The organism is Symbioplanes lichenis (assembly GCF_030709675.1).
GTDB classification, from domain to species: domain Bacteria; phylum Actinomycetota; class Actinomycetes; order Mycobacteriales; family Micromonosporaceae; genus Actinoplanes; species Actinoplanes lichenis.
This window is the reverse complement of record NZ_JAUZQD010000014.1, coordinates 20,045-37,888: the sequence shown is the minus strand read 5'-3', so window position 1 is coordinate 37,888 and position 17,844 is coordinate 20,045. Positions and strand designations below refer to the sequence as shown.

Sequence of the window (17,844 nt, the reverse complement as noted above, 5' to 3'; positions counted from 1 at the left end):
TTGTTGACGTTGGACGGAGGCGCGCGTGCCGACGGCTCCTCGATCGGGTCCGGCTGCCGTCGGGCCGTTCCGCGACCTCACCGCGGCCCTCCAGGAGCTGCACCGAGCGGCGGGCAAGCCGTCCGCCCGGAAGATCAGCACCGCCATCCGGGACAACGACGCCCTGCGCGACACGGTCAGTCACGAGACCGTCAACGCGATCCTGCGCGGCAACGGCGGCCTGCCCAAGTGGGTGAAGGTCGAATGCGTCGTCCGCCAGCTCGCCGCCTGGTCCGTGACCGGACTCGACGCCGACCGGGAGGTGCGCCGCTTCCACCAGCTCTGGCTGGCGGCGAGCGACGAGCCCGACCGGACGGCTCCCGCCCCGCTGCGCAACGACTTCGTGGCAGCCTCGCCCGGGACACCCGCGCCGCGCGAACCACTCGCCGGACCCACGATCACCAACGCTCCCGCCCGAGGGCAGCACTTCACGGGGCGGGTGCAGTTGCTCGACCGGATCCGCGCGGGGCTGACCGGCCCGGCGGAACCCCCGCTTCCCGTCGTCGGACTCGGCGGCGTCGGCAAGACCCAGCTCGCTGTCGAATATCTGCACCGGTGGGCACGCGAGTACGACCTGGTCTGGTGGGTGCCCGCGGAGCATCCTTCGCAAGCCATCGCGGCCCTGTCAGCTCTGGGGGATCAGCTCGGCATCCGACCGGCGGCGGACATGCGCCAGACCATCCGTACCGTGCTCACCACGCTGGAAGGCAGCGCCCTGCGCTGGCTGCTCGTCTACGACAACGCCGACCAGCCCGGCGACCTGACCAACCTGGTGCCGGCCGCCGGGGGGCATGTGCTCGTGACCTCTCGCAACGCCGCCTGGTCGGCCGTGACCGACGCGGCGGTCCAGGTCGGCGTCTTCGACCGCGAGGAGAGCATCGCCTTCATGCGGGCCTGGGGTGTCGTCGCATCGGCCGAGGACTGCGACGCACTCGCGGAGCAGCTGGGCGACTTGCCGCTGGGCCTGGAGCAGGTGTGCGCCATGCAGACTTCGACCGGCATGCCCGTCGCCGAGTATCTGCGCCTCTTCGCGGAGCACTTCGACGAGCTGCTGGCGGCCGGCCGGCGAGCCGGCTCCCGCACCACCACGGTGACGACGTTCGTGAACGTCGCCGCGGCCCGGTTGCGGGCGGACTCCGTCGCGGCGGTGCAGCTCCTCGAGCTTCTCTCGTTCATGGCACCCGTGCCGGTTCCGGTGGCCTTGCTGCACCGGGGACGCGACGCCGTGCTCACCCCGCCGCTGGGGCGGGCGCTCTACCGGCCCGACGAGCTGCGTCAGCTCGCATCCCAGCTGACGCGTTACGGCTTGGCCCAGGTCGACCGGGATCAGGACCACATCCAGGTCCATCGTCTCGTCCAGCTCGTGGTCCGGGACGGCATGCCGGAACAGACGGCGGTGCAACGACGGGTGGACGCGCACCGGCTGCTCGCGGCGGCCAATCCGGGCACGCCGGAGGACACCCGGACGTGGCCGCAGCACGCCGAGATCGGGCCCCATCTGAACGCTTCCTACGCCACCCATTCGACCGTCATCGAAGCGCGTGAAGCGGTCGCGGATCAGATCCGCTATCTCGAGCGCATCGGCGACTTCGAGGCGTCCGTGCAGCTCGCCCGGCAGGCACTCGGCGCCTGGCGCGCGATCGAGGATCTCGGACCGACGCACCGGCTGACCGTCCGCGCCACGCGTAACCTCGCGAACGCCTTGCGGGCGCTCGGCCACTACGCGGAATCCCGAGAAATGATCTTCGAGACCTGGGGTCTGCTGCGCGCCGACCCGGTCTACGGCGAGAACCATCCCGAGACCCTCAACCTCGCCCACATCGCCGCCTTCTACCTGCGCCTCGACGGCAGATACGAGGAGGCGTACGAGGTCGACAAGCGCAGGGTCGAAGCGGGTACCAGGACCCTTCTCGCGATCAGCAGTCTGACCATCGATCTCCGGCTGCTGGGCCGATCGACCGAGGCCCTCGAGATCGACACCGATCTGCTCACCAGCGTGGAGAAAGCCGGCCGAGGCGAGGAGCCCGACGCGCTTGTCGCCGCCCGGAACCAGGCCTGGGATCTGCTGGACCTCGGACGAGCCACCGAAGCGCTGAGACTGCAACAGGCGAGGATGCCCCGGCGCCGGCACGACGACTGGGCCATCGCCATCCGGACCGTGGCGGTGGCGCTGAGGAGACTGGGCCGGCATCGGGAGGCGATGGAAGCCGCCACCGACAACTACCGGGGCTGTCAGGAGCGGTTCGGGCCGGATCATCACCTGACGCTGGCGGCGATCATGACCTACGCGAACACGCTGCGGGCCGTCGGGGACGCGATCGGGGCTCGGAGCTTGGCCACGGAGGCGTACGACCGGTATCGGCGGCTCTTCGGGGAGCAGAACCCGCTGACGCTGGCCGCCGCCACCAACCTCGCGGTGGTCCGGCGGGCGCTCGGGCAGTGGCGGGAGGCGCACAACATCGACGAGGTCACCTATGACGAGACGGCGCAGAAGCTGGGGCCCGAGCATCCGCACACCTTGATCACCGCGATCGGGCTCACCAACGATCTCGCCCACCAGCACATGGTCAGCGAGGCCGTCGATCTCGGGCAGGCGACGCTCGACAAGCTGATCCGGGTGCGGGGCGAGGAGCATCCCGAGACGCTCGTGGCCGCCGTCAATCTCGCGCTCGACACGAAGGGCGATCATCCGGCGGCCGTGGCGCGGCTGGCGGCCGTGCTCGGGGAGGATCACCCCGGTGTTCAGGCGGCGGCAGCCGGGGCCCGCCTGGAGTGTGACATCGAGCCGCCGCCCACGTAGCCTCGGCGCCTGGCCTTGGGCGGCCACACGACGTGGACGGTCTTGCCCTGGTCGCGGGCCAGGGCGACGGTGTGGGCGGTGCCGCCGTAGGTGCCGTCCTCGCTGCCGTCCCACACCGCCACGAGGATGTCGCAGCTGTCGAGGACCTCGGCGCTCGCGGCGGCGTACCTGAGCTCCGGGCGGGCGTCGGGGCGGACGCGCCGGACGTGGCGGGCGGAGCGCAGGAGGCGCCGGGTCGTGCGGTGGCCGGGCGGGCCGGTCAGGATGACGTCGAAGCTGCCGCGCAGCGAGCGGACGGCCTTGGCGAAGAGGCTGTCGGCGCCCTCGGCGAGGCAGGTCACGCCGTGCAGGTCGCCGTCACCGGCCAGCTCGGCGAGCGTGATTCTGAGCTCGCGGTAGATCGGCCGGGCCGAGCCCCGGGTCAGCCGGATGTGGCCGGTCACGCCGACCCGTGTCACCGTTCGCGTCATCGGTTCCTCCGTCCGTCACGTCAAGTGTGCCCTCGGCCAGGCGTACCACTTGAAAACCGGCGTCCGCGAGGATCGCCGGCAGGTCGCGCATCGCCGCGCGGGCCATCTCGCGGTCGCCGTCGGCGAGATCGGCCCAGGCCCGGACGTACGGGGACCGCTTCGCCGCCTCGTCCCGCCGGCTCGCGTGGCGCCAGCCGGCCGCGACCGCGTCGTCGAGCCAGCGCCGCTGCTCGGCCGCCGCCAGCAGGTCGATCTCCGCGGGGGTGAGACGGAAGTCGTCCGGTCCGGTGCGGGCCACGATGGTGCAGCCGATCGCGTGCAGTTTGGCGCCGATCGAGCCGGCCTGGGCCCGGCTGGACCGGCGCCGGTCCTCGCCGAGGTCGGCCCAGTCCACGAGGGCCGCCGGGTCGGTCGCTCCGGCGGGGCGGCGGCGGGCGGCGATCACGTAGCGTTCGTGGATCAGCCGGGCCAGCCGCTCGACCAGGTCCTCGGCGATCAGGTCTGGGTCGCAGGCGATCGTGTTCTTCGGGATCAGGCGGATCTTGCCGTTCACCTGGTCGAGCAGGGGCTGGCCGGACTCGTCGCCGAAGGCGTCCGTCAGCCCGGCGAACCGCTCGACCGGCACGAAGATCCGCCCGCGCACCCGGTGCCACAGCTCGTGGGCGGTGAGGGCGAGCTGGAGGCCGTACTCCTCGTCGCGGTAGCAGAACCACGCGTCGTCGTAACGCAGATCACGGCGGGCGCGCAGGAGGGCGGAGAGCTCCAGGTCGTACGCGGACACGGCGCACGCCTCGTCGACGATCACGTAGCGTCCGCGCAGCGCGGCCAGGATCGCCGCTGCTCCGGGCGCCACGAGGTCGATGCGGAGCCGGGAGGCGTCATCCTGCCGCTTGAGCCGCCAGTTGCGCGCCACGCCGACCAGCAGCGCCCGGGCGAACGGCGCGTCGCCGGCGATCAGCAGCCGGGGCGGGCGGGCTCCGGCCGGTCGCAGCGGCCGCTGGGTGAGCAGGACGTGCACCGCCAGCTGGTCGAGGTTGAAGAAGTCCAGCCGCAGGCCGGGGGACGCGTCCACCCCGAGCCGCCGGGCCTGCAGGGTGACCGCCCGATCCGGGTCGTGGATCTGGGCGTACACCATGGCCTGTCCGCCGTTGCTCCCGAGGACGCGGCCGGCGGTGGTGGCGATGGCCACATTGGTGGCGCTGTCGTCGGTGCAGGCATAGATGGTGGTCGCGCGCAGCACGCCGGCGCCGCGCAGCACGTCCGGGTCGGTGGCGTCGCCGGTGATGCCGAGCAGGCGGCCGCGGCGCAGCTCCAGCGGGCCGATGGTCCGGTTGCGGACGAGCACCGTACGCCGCCGCGCCGTCGCCAGATTGCGAGCCAGCGCGATCGCGGCCGCCGAGTCGCCGCAGACGATCGAGTGGCCGCGGGCGTTGCGGACGCGGAGGCGGTTGAGCTGGGTGGCCAGCAGCAGGCGACCGGCCTCGGCCAGGGCGAACAGCGTGACGGCGGGCGCCGCGAACCGGGCCAGCTGCAGGCTGAGCGGAAAGTCCGTGGCGCCCTGCAGCGGGTCGGCGCCCAGGACGAAGAGCTGGAGATCGCAGTACAACAGATTGAGAAAGGTACGCCCGTCGAGCGCCTCCTGCCGGAAGTACTGGTCGAGGCCGATGTAGCCGAGCACGAGCGCCGCGACCGCCAGCCCGACGAACCCCAGCCGGACGACCACCGCGGTGCGCCGACCCGGGGGACCCATAGATACATGTTGTCACGGTGCTGCTACTTGACGCATTCTGTCGTACCCCGTGGCTAGGTTGATCGCGTCCACACACGAGGGAGAATCATGGGCGCGTCACAGTGGGGCTATCACGTCCCTTACCAGCCGGATCTGGCCAAGGCGCTGCGCGAGTTGAAGGAGCAGGTGCTCGCCGACGGCGACTATTGGTGGGCCGTGCCCGGGGAGTCCGGGAAGCGGGCGGCCGAGTTCCCGCAGCGGCCGCGCACGCACGAGGAGCTGTGGGCCGACGACGACGTGCAGGAGGGGGGCACCCACTCGATCCTGGACATGTCGCACATGATCGAGCCGGGCGACTACGACGGGCCGGGCACGGTGGAGCCCGTCACGGCCGATCAGGCGCTGCTGGCCACGGGCACGGCCACGCCGACACGGGCGCACGCGGAGGCGCTGACGGAGCTGGCCGGGGAGCGCTGGTTCGGGCGGTGCGCGGTGCTGCACGACGAACGGGGGCGGCCGGCGGAGCTGTTCTTCTTCGGCCACTCGGGCGACTGACGACGGTCCGGCGGGTCGCGGCCGGCGGCGTGAAAGACTCGGCGGCATGGAGTTCGGTGCCGGCTACTTTCCCACCCATGACGGCGTGCGACCCGGCGAGATCGCGCGCCGGGTCGAGGAGCGGGGGCTGGGCGCCCTGTTCTTCGCGGAGCACACGCACATCCCGGCGAGCCGCGCGACGCCCTACGGCGCGGGCGGCGAGCTGCCCCGGAAGTACTGGCACACGTACGACCTCTTCGTGGCCCTCACCGACGCGGCCGCCGCGACGTCGCGGTTGCGGGTCGGCAGCGGGGTGTGCCTGGTCGTCGAGCGGGACCCGATCACGACGGCCAAGGAGGTCGCGTCGGTCGATCATCTGTCCGGCGGGCGGCTGGAGTTCGGAGTGGGCGCCGGCTGGAACAGGGAGGAGATGGTCAACCACGGCACCGACCCACGCACGCGGATGCGGCTGCTGAGCGAGCGCGTCCGGGCGATGCAGGCGATCTGGACCGAGAGCGAAGCCTCGTTCGCCGGCGAGTTCGTCAACTTCGAGCGCATCTGGTCGTGGCCCAAGCCGGCCCAGCGCCCGTACCCTCCGGTGCTCGTCGGCGGGGACGGCCCGACCGTGCTCGACCGCGTCCTCGAGTACGGTGACGGATGGTTCCCCAACTACACGCGGAACCCGGCGCTGTTCGACCGGATCGCCGAGCTGCGCGCCCGCGCCGAGCGCCCGCTGCAGGTGCAGTTGCTCAGCGTGCCGTCCGACCCGAAGGTGCTCGAGCAGCTCGAGAACGCCGGCGTCCACCGCGCCTCGGCGTGGCTGCCGTCCGGCCCGTGGTCCGTCGTCGAGCCGGCCCTCGACCGCTGGGAGCGCGCGATCGGCGAGTTCACCGGCCGATGACCCCCGCCGACCGCTTCGCCACCGCCCGCTCGGCCCGCCTCGCCACGGTCACCCCGGACGGCGCCCCGCACCTGGTTCCCATCGTCTTCGCCCTGGTGGGCGACACGATCCACACCGCCGTCGACGGCAAGCCCAAGCGCCACCGCGCCCTGCGGCGCCTCACCAACATCGCCCACGAGCCCCGCGTCAGCGTCCTCGCCGACCACTACGACGACGACTGGTCCACCCTCTGGTGGGTCCGCGCCGACGGCCTCGCCACGATCACCGACGAGTCCGCCCCGGAGCTGCTCGCCCGCTACCCCCAGTACGCGACCACCCCGCCGCCCGGCCCCTTCCTCCGCATCGCCGTCACCCGCTGGCAAGCCTGGTCGGCCGAGCCCTAGCTTCCCACCTGCCACAGCGCACTCACCGGCACAGCCCGCAACCGTTCCCCGAAGGGCAGGGTGCTGCTCCCGGTGTACAGCACGATGCCGACCCGGAAGTCGTCACCGAGCCGTTCCTCCAGTCGCCGCAATCCCCGGAAGTCGTCGCTGCGCACGGTGGAGGACGCCTTGACCTCGATGCCGACGACCTGACCGGCCCGATCCTCGAGCACCGCGTCCACCTCCACCTTGTTGTGATCGCGATAGTGGTGCAGCTCGGCGAGGTGGTCCGACCACGTCAGCTGACGGGCCAGCTCGGACAGGACGAAGCCCTCCAGCAGCTGCCCGAAGGGCGCCCCCGGCCGCAACAACGCGTGGGCATCGAGGGCCAGCTGCTGAGCGGCGATGCCCGAGTCGACGAAGATCAGCTTCGCCGCTTGCGTCGCCCGGGTCCCGAGGTTGCGCGACCAGCCGGGAATCTGCTTGATCAGGAAGACCTCGTCCAGCAGCTGCAGGTATCGGGCGATGGTCGGCCGGCTCAGGGCCAGGTCGGACGCCTGATCACGGGTCGATCCTACGTCAAATTTTCATTCCGCGAGCCTCGGCCTTTACATCTGCGACGCTCAGCCTTTCGTTTTGCGAGCACTTGCCTTTACATCTGCGACGCACTTTCGTGCCGCGTGGGCGGGGATACCCAGGGCGCCTACCCGAGCGGTCTGAGTACGACGACTCAGGAGCGGGCACCCCCGCCGCCGCGAGGATCGACGGCGTGACCACGTACCCCTGCCCGTTCTGCCGCGCCGAGGCTTCCACCGTCGCCGGGTGTTCCGGCTGCGGCCGCGCTCCCGATGCCGACGCCGCCCGGGTCGTCCGGCTGGACGGCGAGATTCCCGCGTTGACCGCCCGGCTCACTGCCGCGCAGGCCGCGCTCGCGATGGCGCGCTCGGCGGTCGGCAGCACCGACGAGGCGCTGCGGCGGGCCTGGCAGGAGCGCGAGACCGCGGCGGCCCGGGTTCGGGCGGCCATGTCCGCCGCCGCCGGCGCCGCGCCCAAGGCGCCCGCGATGACCGCGCCGGTGACCACGGCGGCGGGTGAGCGGTCGGCCGGGTTCGTGACGTCGGCGGCGGCCGAGGCGTCGACGCGGGTCATGCAGAACACACTGTTCCTGCTCGGCGGCGTACTCCTGGCGGTCGCCGCGATCGTGTTCACGGCCGTGGCGTGGTCGCAGTTCGGGCTGCGGGGCCGGGTCACCGTGCTCGGCGTGGGCACCGTCGTCGCGCTAGCGGCGCCGGTTGTGGCGGTGCGGCGGCGGTTGCGCGGGACGGCGGAGACCTTCGCCGCGGTCGGCTTGCTGCTGCTTCTGCTCGACGGGTACGCCGCGTGGCACCTCCGGCTCTTCCCTCTGACCGAGCCCGCGGGCTACGCCGGTGCGGTCTGCGCGGTCACGGCCGCGGTCGCCTTCGGGTACGCCCACCTCACCGACCTGGCCGGCCCCCGGTTCGCCGCACTCGTAGTCGCCCAGCCGGTGCTGCCTTTGATCGTGTCGCCGTTGTCTCCCAGTGCGGCGGGGTGGGCGTACACAATGATCGCGCTCGCCGCCGCGGACCTGGTGGTGGTCCGCCTGCACAAGCGTCCCGCCGAGCCGACTGCTCTGGTGACCTACGCGCTGGGTGCGTTCGCCGCGTTCGTGGCCCTGGCGGCCGCGCTGGTGGCGGAGGCGACGGCCACGTCGGTAAGTGCGGCGTCGGTCGCGGCGGGCGCGCTGCTGGCCGGGGCGCTGGTGATCCTGGCGGGCGCCGTCCAGTCGCGGGTGGCGCCGCTGCGCGAGGTCGCCGCCGGCCTGCTGGTCGTCGCGCTCGCGATCGGCGCGGGCCGTCTGGCCCATGTCGCGGGCGGCGACCATCCCGCTCCGGTGCTGGTCGCGCTGGTCGTGACGCTCCTGGCCGCGGCGGTCGCGCTGCTTTCCCGGGTACGCCCGGCAGCCCCCGGAACCCGAGGCGCCCGCATCGGCGCCCTGGCCGCCCTGGCCGTGACCACTCTCGGACAACTCCCCGCCATGCTGGGCCCGGACTGGCGCGTCGTGGTCGTGCTGGCGCTCGTCACAGCCGGTGTCGCCGCCCTTCTCCCGTGGCGGGTGGAGGTAGCCCTGACGGGAGCAGCCCTGGTAGCCCTCACGGCACCGGCCGCGTTCGGCTGGCCGTGGTGGACGCCCGTCCTGTGCGACGTACTCGTGGCTACCGGCGCCCTGGCGCTGCGGCGCAACCGTGTCGTCGCCTACGCCCTGCTGGTGCACGCCTCCTGGGTCGCCGTCGACGCGGAGGCCGTGCGGCTGGCCCTGCTGCCGGTCGCGGTCTCGGCGGGTGCCGCCGGCTGGTTCCTGCGGCGCCGGCAGCCGGGGACGACGAGTTGGACCGCGTACGGTCCGGCGCTCGTCCTGGCACTCCTCCCCACCTTGATGACCGTGCTCGTCATCGAGGGTGCCCCGGTGCGCCGGCTGGCCCTCGGGCTCGGCGCGCTGGCCGTCACCGTGGCCGGCACGCGGACGCGACTGCGGGCGCCGGTCGTCGCGGGCGGCGTCACGCTGATGATCGTCGCGTTGCACGAGGTGGTGCTGGTGTGGGATCTGCTGCCGCGCTGGATCCCGCTCGCGGCGGCGGGGCTGCTCCTGGTCGCCCTGGCCGTCACCCTGGAACGCCGCCGCCGCGACCTCGACCGTGTGCGCGCCGCGATCACGCGGATGGGGTGACACCGGACTCCACCGCGGCACGCGCCGCGATCACGCGGATGGGGTGACGCCGCGCGCGTGAGCTGGGACACGCGAGGGCCGCCGTGCGAGCAGCACGACGGCCGGCGTACTGAAGCTCAGAGCTCGCGGCTCAGTCCTGGCGGACCGAAGCTCGCGGCTCAGTTCTCGCGGACGATGGCCTCGGCCACCCGGCGCAGGTCGCGCTGGTCGGGCACGAAGCCGTCGGCGATGTCCGGGTGCAGCCCGGCCTTCGTCTCGTCGAGCAGCTCGGTCGTCACGGCCTCGACGGGCTCGCCGGCGTAGTCGTGGGAGACCTTGTCCGCGGCGTGCTTGAGGGCGGAGGTGAGCTGGTCCTCGAGCGGGCCCTGCAGCTTCGCCTCGACCGGGCTGAGCTGGGCGGGATCCAGGCTGACGTGCGGCTCGACCATGGTGGCGCTCCCCTGTGTACCGTTGGTGGCGCGCGGATGTTGCCCCGCGGGGCCGCCCGCCAAACTCGTCACGTGCGCGCCGTGACCCCGTACCGGTGAATGATCGTCAAAGGTCCTGCCCGCGGCCTATTTCGCTGCTGCGATGACGCGGGTGAGCGCGGCGTGCAGGGTCTGCAGCTCCTCGATCGGCAGGCCGAGCCGCTCGACCACGGCGGGCGGGATCTTGAGGGCCTCGGCGCGCAGGTCGCGACCCCGCTCGGTGAGGGTGACGGCCAGGCTGCGCTCGTCGGCGCGGTCCCGCTCGCGGCGCAGGTAACCGATCGACTCCAGCCGCTTGAGCAGGGGTGACAGGGTGCCCGGGTCGAGCTGCAGCAGACCGCTCAGCTCGCGTACGGACAGCGGCGCGTGCTGCCACAGCGCCAGCATCACCAGATATTGCGGATGCGTCAGGCCCATCGGCTCGAGCAGCGGCTTGTAGACGGCCACCACGCTGCGGGCCGCCACCGACAGCGCGAAGCAGACCTGTTGCTCGAGCTCGAGGGGGTCGGTGTCGATCGTGTCACCCATGTCTTGGCTCTCCTCCGGGGAAGTTGTTAGTCTACCAATGGTTGGGGCACCAACAATTGGCCGGGCAACGAAGGAGCGGCACGATGGCGAAGGACCCGCGCGAGGGCGGCGCCCTCTGGAACTGGATCTACAAGTACTGGGCCGGCCCGGCCGCCGTGCAGGGCGCGGTCGAGGGCGTCACCCAGGAGGCCCGCGACGGCTGGAAGCGCGATCTCGAGGAGCGCAAGGCGTACTCCCGCGCGCAGAAGGCCGCCCGCCAGGCCGCCCGCCGCCGCTGACGAAGCCACTCAGCCCGCCGCCGCTGATGAGCGCTGCTCAGCCCGCCGGGACCCACGCCGCGGCGATCCCGGCCCGCACCTCCCACCCGAGCGCCCGGTAGAGCCCGCACCCGTCCTTCGTTGCGACGAGCACCCCGGTCGCCATCCCGCTTTCCACGGCATGGCGGCCCAGCGCCCGCATGACCGCGCTGCCCAGGCCCCGCCGGCGATGCTCCGGCGCGGTCTCCACCCGGTCCACCACGCCGACGGCGCCCGCGCGCGCCAGATGAGCCCAGGCGGCCGGGGTGCCGTCCGCGTCGCGAGCCACCGCGGTGACGGTCCCGCCGCTTTCGGTCACTTCTGTCCGGTACGGCGCCACGGGCCGGCCGGGCTCCACGGTGAACTCGGTACTCATGAGCCACCCGTCGGCGGCCGTCGTCCAGGGCGCGGGCAAGGCGGCGCGCAGATCGTCGCGACTGCCGACCACCTTCACCCAGGCGCCCGGGGCAGAGTCCGGCAACACCAGAGCGTGCAGTGACTCGGCCGACCACGTGTGCAGGACGTGACGTACCCGATGGTGCGGAAGCCCCACCTCGGCCCGGAACCCGCCGGGCACCTCGACCGGCGGCGGCACCCCGCGCGAGACGGCCCAGCCGCGGCCCCACGCCATGATCATGTCAGCGATGTCCACAGTCGCCGGAGCCTACCGGTGTGACGTGGAACATGACGCAACCAACTAGTTAGTTAGATACCGTGGCGGCATGAGCAACGCGCGGGACGCCACGGCGACGAAGGCCCGGATCCTGGCCGCCGCCACGGACGAGTTCGCGACCTTCGGCATCGCCGGGGCCCGCGTCGACCGCATCGCCGCGGCCGCCCGGGCCAACAAGTCGCTGGTCTATGCGTACTTCGGCAACAAGGAGCAGCTGTTCGGCACGGTCCTCGACACCCATGTCGGGCGCCTGCTCGCCGCGGTGCCGTTCACCGCGGACGATCTGCCGGGCTACGCCGGGCGCCTCTTCGACTACCTGATCGCGCACCCGCACCAGCTCAAGCTCGCCACCTGGCACCGGCTCGAGTCCGGCGCCGAGCAGCGCAACCCGGCCGAGCTCAACGAGTCCCTCGAGGTCAACGCCGCCCTGGTCGCCGACGCCCAGCGCCGCGGGGCCGTGCCCGGCAGCTTCTCCCCCGACGATCTGCTGGTCTTCACGCTCGCGCTGGCCAGCGCCTGGCTCCCCGGCAGCGCCACCGCGATGCCCCGCGCCACGATCGCCGGCCACCGCGCGGCAGTCGTCGAAGCCGTCCGCCGCCTCACCACCTGACCACCCAGCGGCCGCGAAGAACGCCCACCCGGCGGTCGCGAAGACCGCCCACCCAGCGGTCGCGAAGACCGCCCACCCAGCGGTCGCAAACCGCCCGAATTGAGGGGATCTCCATGAGCACCTGGCTCATCACCGGCGCATCCCGCGGCCTCGGCCGTTCGCTCGCCGAAGCCGTCCTCGCCGACCCCGCCGGCCACATGCTGATCGCGACGGCGCGGCGTCCCGAGGACCTGACAACCCTGACCCGGCGGTACGCGGACCGCGTCCGCACCGTACCCCTCGACGTCACCGACCGCGCCGCCGCCGACCGGGCCGTGGCGACGGCCGTGACCGAGTTCGGCCGTCTCGACGTCGTCGTCAACAACGCCGGCTACGCGGACAGCGCCCCCGTCGAGGAGATGCCGGCCGACGTGTTCCGGGCCCAGATCGAGGCCAACCTGTTCGGTGTCGTCAACGTCACCACGGCCGCGCTGCCCGTGTTCCGCCGGCAGCGGTCGGGGCTGTTCCTGCAGATCTCGTCGGTCGGCGGCCGGGTCGGCGGGTCGCCGGGGCTGGGCGCCTACCAGGCGGCGAAGTTCGGGGTCGAGGGCTTCTCGCTGGTCGTCGCGGCCGAGACGGCACCCTTCGGGGTACGCACGGTGATCGTCGAGCCGGGCGGCTTCCGCACCGACTGGGGCGGCGCCTCGATGGACATCGCCGAGGTCGGTCCCGACTACGCGGCGTCGGTCGGGGCGATGCACGCCTACCGCAAGCAGTCCGACGGCAAGCAGCCCGGCGACCCGGACCGCGCCGCGCGCATCCTGCTCCGCGTGGCCGAGCTGCCCGACCCGCCGCAACGGCTGCTGCTGGGCTCGGACGCCGCCGGAGTCACCGAGCCCGCCGCGGAACGGTGGCTCGCCGAGACCCGCGCCTGGCGCAGGGTGAGCGCCGCCGCGGACTACGGCAGCGACGCCGACCTGAGCGACATCACCAAGCTGATCGACGCCGCGTAGAAGCCGGGGCAACCCGCACAGTCGGGACGATTCGGCGGGGTCCGGCGGGGGTAGTGTGATCGCTCCAGCAACGGTTCCAGAGTGGTGAGCATGAGCGACCCCGCCCAGCACGTCGCGCTGATCTATCAGGACGTCGACGACCTGCTCACCCAGGTGGCCGCCGCCCGCCCCGTCCCGGCCGGCCCGGTCGTGCTCGCCTGCCGCCCCGAGCACCGCGCGCCCCTCGCGGACCTGCTCGAGGCGGCGGGCGAACGCCAGGGCGCCCCGGGCCCGGTGGACCGGCTGGACGCCCACACCCGGCCGGCCGCCGCGGTAGCCGCCTATCACCGGCTCGGCGGCGTGGCCCCCGGCGCCGTGGTCATCGGGGAGGCCGACCACGGCCACGACCGGGCCGCCTGGGAGCGGGCCGCGCACTTCGAGGCGGCCCTGGACCTGACGTTGCCGGGAAGCGGCATCACGGTGGTGTGCGCGTACCCGGCCGACACGCCCGCGCCGCTGCTGGCCGCCGTGCGCCGCAGCCACCCGCACCGGCTCACCGTCGCGGGCCCGGTGGCGGAGGCGGGTCACGCCGATCCCGGGGCGGTGCTCCGGCAGCTCGCGCCCGACCGGCCGCCGCCCGTGCCGGCGGTCGAGCCGAGGCTGCGGATCACCGGCTCGGCCTCCATCACCGACCTGGGCAGCATCCGCCGGCAGCTCACAGCCTGTCTCGCCGACGTCGCGACGCTGGTCCGGACCGACTTCGTCGCCGCCGTCAACGAGCTGCTCACGAACAGCTATCGCCACGGCGCCCCGCCGGTCGGCCTGACCCTGTGGGTGACGGCGGCGGCGGTCGAATGCCGGGTCACCGACGGCGGGGCCGGGCGCCCGGCGCCGGACGCGGGTTACCGGCCGAGTCCCGACGCGCGCCGCACCGGCATCGGCCTGTGGCTGGCCCGGCAGGCCTGCGACGACATCGGCATGTGGCGCACCGGCGAGACCTTCACCGTACGGGCCGCCACCGCCAACACCCGCCCCCGCCTCCACAGCGGAGCCCTCGCCCGCGCCGAGACCGCCCACACCCGCGCCGCCGCCTTCGCCCGCCGCAGCCGCCGCCCGGCCGGACCGTCCTGACCGCACCCGCCCACAGCCGCCGAACGAGAACCGACGGTCAGGGCCCCTCGGAAGAGTCGCCGGCCCACACGTCGAGGTTGAGCTGGTGCAGCACGTGCGGCGCGAACATTCCGGCGATCGACAGCACCGCCACCACCGTGAAGATCGTCCGCAGCACCACGGTCTCCGTCTTGCCGCCCACCTTGACCGCGATGCTGTTCGGGATGCCGATCATCCGCCACATGCGCCGGTTGATCGGAATCGGCCACAGAATGGGTACGCCGTTCTTCGTGATCATGTCGCCGAAGAGGTGGACCACGCAGCCGACCGCCACCGCGAAGCCCAGCATCGGATAGCCCCGGTCGCCCGGCAGGTTGGCGGCCGTGAACCAGGCGATGGCGGCGGCCGAGACGGTGACGATGACCCAGCCGGCCCGCTCGGCCCACTCGTCGAAGAGCCCGCGCAGCGCCAGGCCGGCCATGAAGAAGACGATGCCGAGCAAAGCCCATTTCCCGTACGCGGTGGCCAGCGCCGTGGTCCCCCACCCGACCAGCGCCGCGAAGGGCAGCGTGTGGGTGAACGTCCGGTGCCCGTTGTTGCGGCGGGGGTCGCGGCTGAGTTTCGTGGCGGTGTAGACGCCGAGCGAGATCTTCTCGACCACCTCGGCGAGGAAGAGGGAGAAGACGCCGAAGGTCCGGGCCACCGTGGCGCCGCCCTGGTTGCGGGTGACCTTTCCGGACAGGTCCAGGTCGGGCAGCAGAGCCCCGCCGGCGCAGACCGTGGCGCCGATGCCTACGGCCAGCGGGCTCTGCTCGTACCCGGCGAAGAAGTCCAGGGCCCAGCTGCCCGCCAGCCAGACCGCCGCGCCCGAGAGCGCGTGGGACGGACCCATCATCGTCGTTGCCCACCCTTTCGCAGAGGACGCCCACTGTCGCATCAGGGGGCAAGGCGGGCAACGACCGCCACCGCTACGGGGTAGTTATGAAGATCACTCCCAGCTGGATCGCGGACGCGCGGAGGAGTGCCAATGAGGATGGTGCGCGTGCCGGGCGTGCTTCATCGTGCCCAGGACCAGGAACGCGAGCGGGATCGCCGGCCAGAAGAAGTGCGCGCCGGAGAGGAACCACAGGCCGGTGAGGACGGCGCCGAGCACCACAATGAACGCGAAGCGCCCGCCCGTCTCCCGGCGGATCATGGCGCGCGCCTCGGGGGTGCGGGCGAGGGCGTCGCGGCCACCGTGCGGCAGGTCGGCGGTCAGCGGGGCGAGCTCGTCGCGGAACTTGGCCGCGTAGACGACGCCCAGGCGCTCCTCCCCCTCCTCCAGGGTGAGCCGCCCCTCGGCCATCGCCGCGCGCAGGATGGCCGCGATCTGCTCGCGCTCGGTGTCGGAGGTCCGCATCCGGGCCGGGCCGGACGGATTCGGTGCGGTCATGACGTGCTCCTTCTTCTTCGGCTGCGTCCCAGCGTCCGCCGATCGCCCGCGCTTGGCGTCGCCCCCGGGGCCCATCCGGTACGTCCACCCGGGGCGCACGTGACACCCCGGGCGTACTCCCCCGGTCGTACGCGAGGGCCGTCCCGCGTCTCCCCGTGGTCGGATGTCCCGCCCCGCCGGGTGCCGTAGCGTCGGGGCATGCGCGACCACTCGTGGCAGCCGCCCGAGGGCCGGCGCCAGCAGCACCGGGAGCCCCCCGTCGGGTTCGCGGCGGTCATGGCGCTGGGCTTCCACGGGTTCGGCAACATGCGTGAGGCGCTGGCCCACGACCCGCCGCTGCACCTGATCGCCGCGGCCCTGCTCGTGATCGGGCCGCTGGCCCTGGTGTTCCGGCGGCGGGCGCCGCTCGTGGTGCTGGCCGTCGCCGCGGCGGCGAGCATCGGCTACGCCACGACGACCGAGCCGCACTGGACCTTCGCGGTCGCGCCGATGATCGCCCTCTTCCACGCGGCCAAGATCGGGCGGGGCCGGCCGGCGCTCCCGGTCGCGGCGGCGGGCTGGCTCGTGTGGGTCATGGTGACCTGGACCTTCGCCGCCCGGCTGGGCGTGCCCGCCGAAGCCCGGATCGGTCTGCGCGAGGCGGTGCTGACCGGGGTCGCCGTGGTCCTGGCGCTGGTGTTCGGCAACGGCTCGCGCAGCCGGGCGGCCTATCAGGCGGAGCAGGCGCGGGCGCAGGCCGAGCAGAAGCGCGCCCGGCAGGAGCAGGAGCGCCGGCAGGCCTCGGACGAGCGGCTGCGCATCGCGCGCGAGCTGCACGACGTGCTGGGACATCACCTGTCGCTGATCAACGTGCAGGCGGGGGTCGGGCTGCACCTCATGGACAGCCGCCCCGAGCAGGCCCGCGAGGCGCTCAGCGCGATCAAGACGGCCAGCTCGGAGGCGCTGCGCGAGGTCCGTTCGGTGCTCGGCGCGCTGCGGCCCGAGGAGGAGGCGGCGCCCCGGCAGCCGGCGCTCGGGCTCGACCGGCTGGAGGACCTGACCGCGGGCACGGGGCTCACGGTGACCACCACGGTGACGGGCCCGCGCCGGGAGCTGCCCGCCGAGGTGGATCGGGCGGCCTACCGGATCGTGCAGGAGGCTCTCACCAATGTCCGGCGGCACGCGGGGGCGGCGGCGACGACGGTGACGATCGACTACCGGCCCGGGGTGCTCGGCCTGGCGATTCGCAACGAAGCGCCGGCGGCGGCGGAGACCGGCGGCGAGGCGGAGAAAAGCAGGGGCATCGCCGGGACGGCGGAGGAGGGCAGCGGCATCGCGGGGATGAAGGCGCGGGCGGAGACGCTGGGCGGGAAGCTGACGGCGGGACCGCTCGACGACGGGGGCTATCTGGTGGAGGCCGTGCTGCCGACCGACGGGGAGCAGTCGTGATCAAGGTGCTGCTGGCCGACGACCAGGTGCTGGTGCGGGCGGGCTTCCGGGCGCTGCTCGGGGCGGAGCCCGACCTGGAGGTGGTCGGCGAGGCGGGCGACGGGCTCGAGGCGGTGCGGGTGGCGCTCGCCACGCGGCCGGACGTCGTCCTCATGGACATCCGCATGCCCGGGGTCGACGGGCTCGAGGCCACGCGCCGGATCGCCGCCGAGCCGACGCTGGCCGGGACCCGGGTGGTGATCCTGACGACGTTCGAGCTGGACGAGTACGTGTTCGAGGCGCTGCGTACGGGCGCCTCGGGCTTCCTGGTCAAGGACACCGAGCCGGTCGACCTGATCCGGGCCGTGCGCGCGGTGGCGGCCGGGGACGCGCTGCTGTCGCCGAGCGTGACCCGGCGGGTGATCGGGGAGTTCGCGGGGCCGGGCGGGCGCGGGCGGACGGCAGCGCCCCCGGAGGAGGCCGAGCGGCGGCTCGCCCCGCTGACCGAGCGCGAGCGGGAGGTGCTGGTCCTGGTCGGCGAGGGTCTGACGAACGACGAGATCGCCGCCCGCCTGGTGATCAGCCCGGCCACCGCGAAGACGCACGTCAGCCGCACGATGCTCAAGGCCGGGGCGCGTGACCGGGCGCAACTGGTCGTGCTCGCGTACGAGGCCGGCCTGATCCGCCCGGGCTGGCTCAGCTGAAACACTCAGAGTTACAAAGCGGTTACCGATTGCTGGGGTCACCTCACCGGAAGAAACGCTGAAGG

At 73.2% G+C, this 17,844-nt stretch carries 18 protein-coding genes and 1 pseudogene; 11 read left to right on the top strand and 8 right to left on the bottom strand.

All coding sequences use genetic code 11. The annotated features are described in order from the left end of the window. Nucleotides 1-25 precede the first annotated feature (25 nt). Entirely contained in the window at nt 26-2,839 is a 2,814-nt protein-coding gene (fxsT, locus tag RAN62_RS29910; protein WP_305788151.1) for an FxSxx-COOH system tetratricopeptide repeat protein, read from the top strand. Here fxsT and RAN62_RS29905 read toward each other — a convergent pair. Both RAN62_RS29905 and RAN62_RS29900 read right to left on the bottom strand, forming a co-directional pair. Further along, entirely contained in the window at nt 2,782-3,282 is a 501-nt protein-coding gene (locus tag RAN62_RS29905) for a hypothetical protein (RefSeq protein ID WP_305788150.1), read from the bottom strand. The two genes, fxsT and RAN62_RS29905, sit on opposite strands and share 58 nt — an antisense overlap. Further along, on the bottom strand, nt 3,197-5,059 hold the full coding sequence (locus tag RAN62_RS29900) for an NAD-binding protein (RefSeq protein ID WP_305788149.1): 1,863 nt from the start codon (nt 5,057-5,059) through the stop codon (nt 3,197-3,199). The genes RAN62_RS29905 and RAN62_RS29900 overlap by 86 nt, the downstream gene beginning before the upstream one ends. A gap of 87 nt (nt 5,060-5,146) precedes the next feature. Between RAN62_RS29900 and RAN62_RS29895 the strand changes: the two genes are divergently transcribed. From RAN62_RS29895 to RAN62_RS29885, 3 genes are read left to right on the top strand one after another with little or no spacing between them, the layout of a single operon-like run. Beyond that, entirely contained in the window at nt 5,147-5,593 is a 447-nt protein-coding gene (locus RAN62_RS29895) for a hypothetical protein (protein WP_305788148.1), read from the top strand. Between the two features lie 46 nt (nt 5,594-5,639). Continuing rightward, nucleotides 5,640-6,473: an LLM class F420-dependent oxidoreductase gene (locus tag RAN62_RS29890; RefSeq protein WP_305788147.1), complete on the top strand. Its 834-nt coding sequence runs from the start codon at nt 5,640-5,642 to the stop codon at nt 6,471-6,473. After that, nucleotides 6,470-6,856, top strand: coding sequence for a TIGR03668 family PPOX class F420-dependent oxidoreductase (locus RAN62_RS29885; protein WP_305788146.1), 387 nt, complete (start codon nt 6,470-6,472; stop codon nt 6,854-6,856). Before RAN62_RS29890 ends, RAN62_RS29885 begins: the two co-directional genes overlap by 4 nt. Here the strand turns inward: RAN62_RS29885 and RAN62_RS29880 are convergent. Further along, nucleotides 6,853-7,389, bottom strand: a pseudogene (locus RAN62_RS29880) (ATP-binding protein); the annotation flags it as partial. The gene RAN62_RS29885 and the pseudogene RAN62_RS29880 overlap by 4 nt on opposite strands. A gap of 215 nt (nt 7,390-7,604) precedes the next feature. Here RAN62_RS29880 and RAN62_RS29875 point away from each other — a divergent pair. Then, entirely contained in the window at nt 7,605-9,581 is a 1,977-nt protein-coding gene (locus RAN62_RS29875; protein WP_305788145.1) for an SCO7613 C-terminal domain-containing membrane protein, read from the top strand. 158 nt (nt 9,582-9,739) lie between these two features. Here RAN62_RS29875 and RAN62_RS29870 read toward each other — a convergent pair whose 3' ends face one another. Next, on the bottom strand, nt 9,740-10,009 hold the full coding sequence (locus tag RAN62_RS29870; protein WP_305788144.1) for a hypothetical protein: 270 nt from the start codon (nt 10,007-10,009) through the stop codon (nt 9,740-9,742). A gap of 126 nt (nt 10,010-10,135) precedes the next feature. Further along, complete coding sequence (locus RAN62_RS29865; RefSeq protein WP_305788143.1) at nt 10,136-10,576, bottom strand: MarR family winged helix-turn-helix transcriptional regulator; 441 nt, start codon at nt 10,574-10,576, stop codon at nt 10,136-10,138. 83 nt (nt 10,577-10,659) lie between these two features. Here RAN62_RS29865 and RAN62_RS29860 point away from each other — a divergent pair, with 83 nt between their 5' ends. Further along, the gene (locus RAN62_RS29860; RefSeq protein WP_305788142.1) at nt 10,660-10,854 is read left to right on the top strand and encodes a hypothetical protein; all 195 of its coding nucleotides are present in this window, start codon (nt 10,660-10,662) and stop codon (nt 10,852-10,854) included. A 37-nt stretch (nt 10,855-10,891) separates the two neighbouring features. Here the strand turns inward: RAN62_RS29860 and RAN62_RS29855 are convergent, their stop codons facing one another. Then, the gene (locus RAN62_RS29855; protein ID WP_305788141.1) at nt 10,892-11,524 is read right to left on the bottom strand and encodes a GNAT family N-acetyltransferase; all 633 of its coding nucleotides are present in this window, start codon (nt 11,522-11,524) and stop codon (nt 10,892-10,894) included. 70 nt (nt 11,525-11,594) lie between these two features. On the opposite strand from RAN62_RS29855, the gene RAN62_RS29850 reads away from it, so the two are divergent. The 3 genes from RAN62_RS29850 (at nt 11,595) to RAN62_RS29840 (ending at nt 14,257) form a co-directional block, all read left to right on the top strand. Then, on the top strand, nt 11,595-12,155 hold the full coding sequence (locus RAN62_RS29850) for a TetR/AcrR family transcriptional regulator (RefSeq protein ID WP_305788140.1): 561 nt from the start codon (nt 11,595-11,597) through the stop codon (nt 12,153-12,155). Nucleotides 12,156-12,268: 113 nt separating this feature from the next. Further along, nucleotides 12,269-13,147 (top strand): SDR family NAD(P)-dependent oxidoreductase, encoded by an 879-nt coding sequence (locus RAN62_RS29845; RefSeq protein ID WP_305788139.1) that lies wholly within the window; start codon nt 12,269-12,271, stop codon nt 13,145-13,147. Between the two features lie 90 nt (nt 13,148-13,237). Continuing rightward, a complete protein-coding gene (locus RAN62_RS29840; protein ID WP_305788138.1) occupies nt 13,238-14,257 on the top strand; it encodes an ATP-binding protein in 1,020 nt (339 codons plus the stop codon). 37 nt (nt 14,258-14,294) lie between these two features. On the opposite strand, the gene RAN62_RS29835 is transcribed toward RAN62_RS29840, so the two are convergent. Next, complete coding sequence (locus tag RAN62_RS29835) at nt 14,295-15,131, bottom strand: metal-dependent hydrolase (RefSeq protein WP_305788137.1); 837 nt, start codon at nt 15,129-15,131, stop codon at nt 14,295-14,297. A gap of 93 nt (nt 15,132-15,224) precedes the next feature. Continuing rightward, nucleotides 15,225-15,668 (bottom strand): DUF1707 SHOCT-like domain-containing protein, encoded by a 444-nt coding sequence (locus RAN62_RS29830; RefSeq protein ID WP_305788136.1) that lies wholly within the window; start codon nt 15,666-15,668, stop codon nt 15,225-15,227. A 198-nt stretch (nt 15,669-15,866) separates the two neighbouring features. Between RAN62_RS29830 and RAN62_RS29825 the strand changes: the two genes are divergently transcribed. Beyond that, nucleotides 15,867-17,096 carry a sensor histidine kinase gene (locus RAN62_RS29825; protein WP_305788135.1) on the top strand — a complete coding sequence of 410 codons (1,230 nt, stop codon included), beginning with the start codon at nt 15,867-15,869 and terminating at the stop codon, nt 17,094-17,096. Next, nucleotides 17,093-17,779, top strand: a complete 687-nt coding sequence (locus RAN62_RS29820; protein WP_305788134.1) for a response regulator transcription factor — start codon at nt 17,093-17,095, stop codon at nt 17,777-17,779. The genes RAN62_RS29825 and RAN62_RS29820 overlap by 4 nt, the downstream gene beginning before the upstream one ends. The last annotated feature ends 65 nt before the right edge of the window (nt 17,780-17,844 follow it).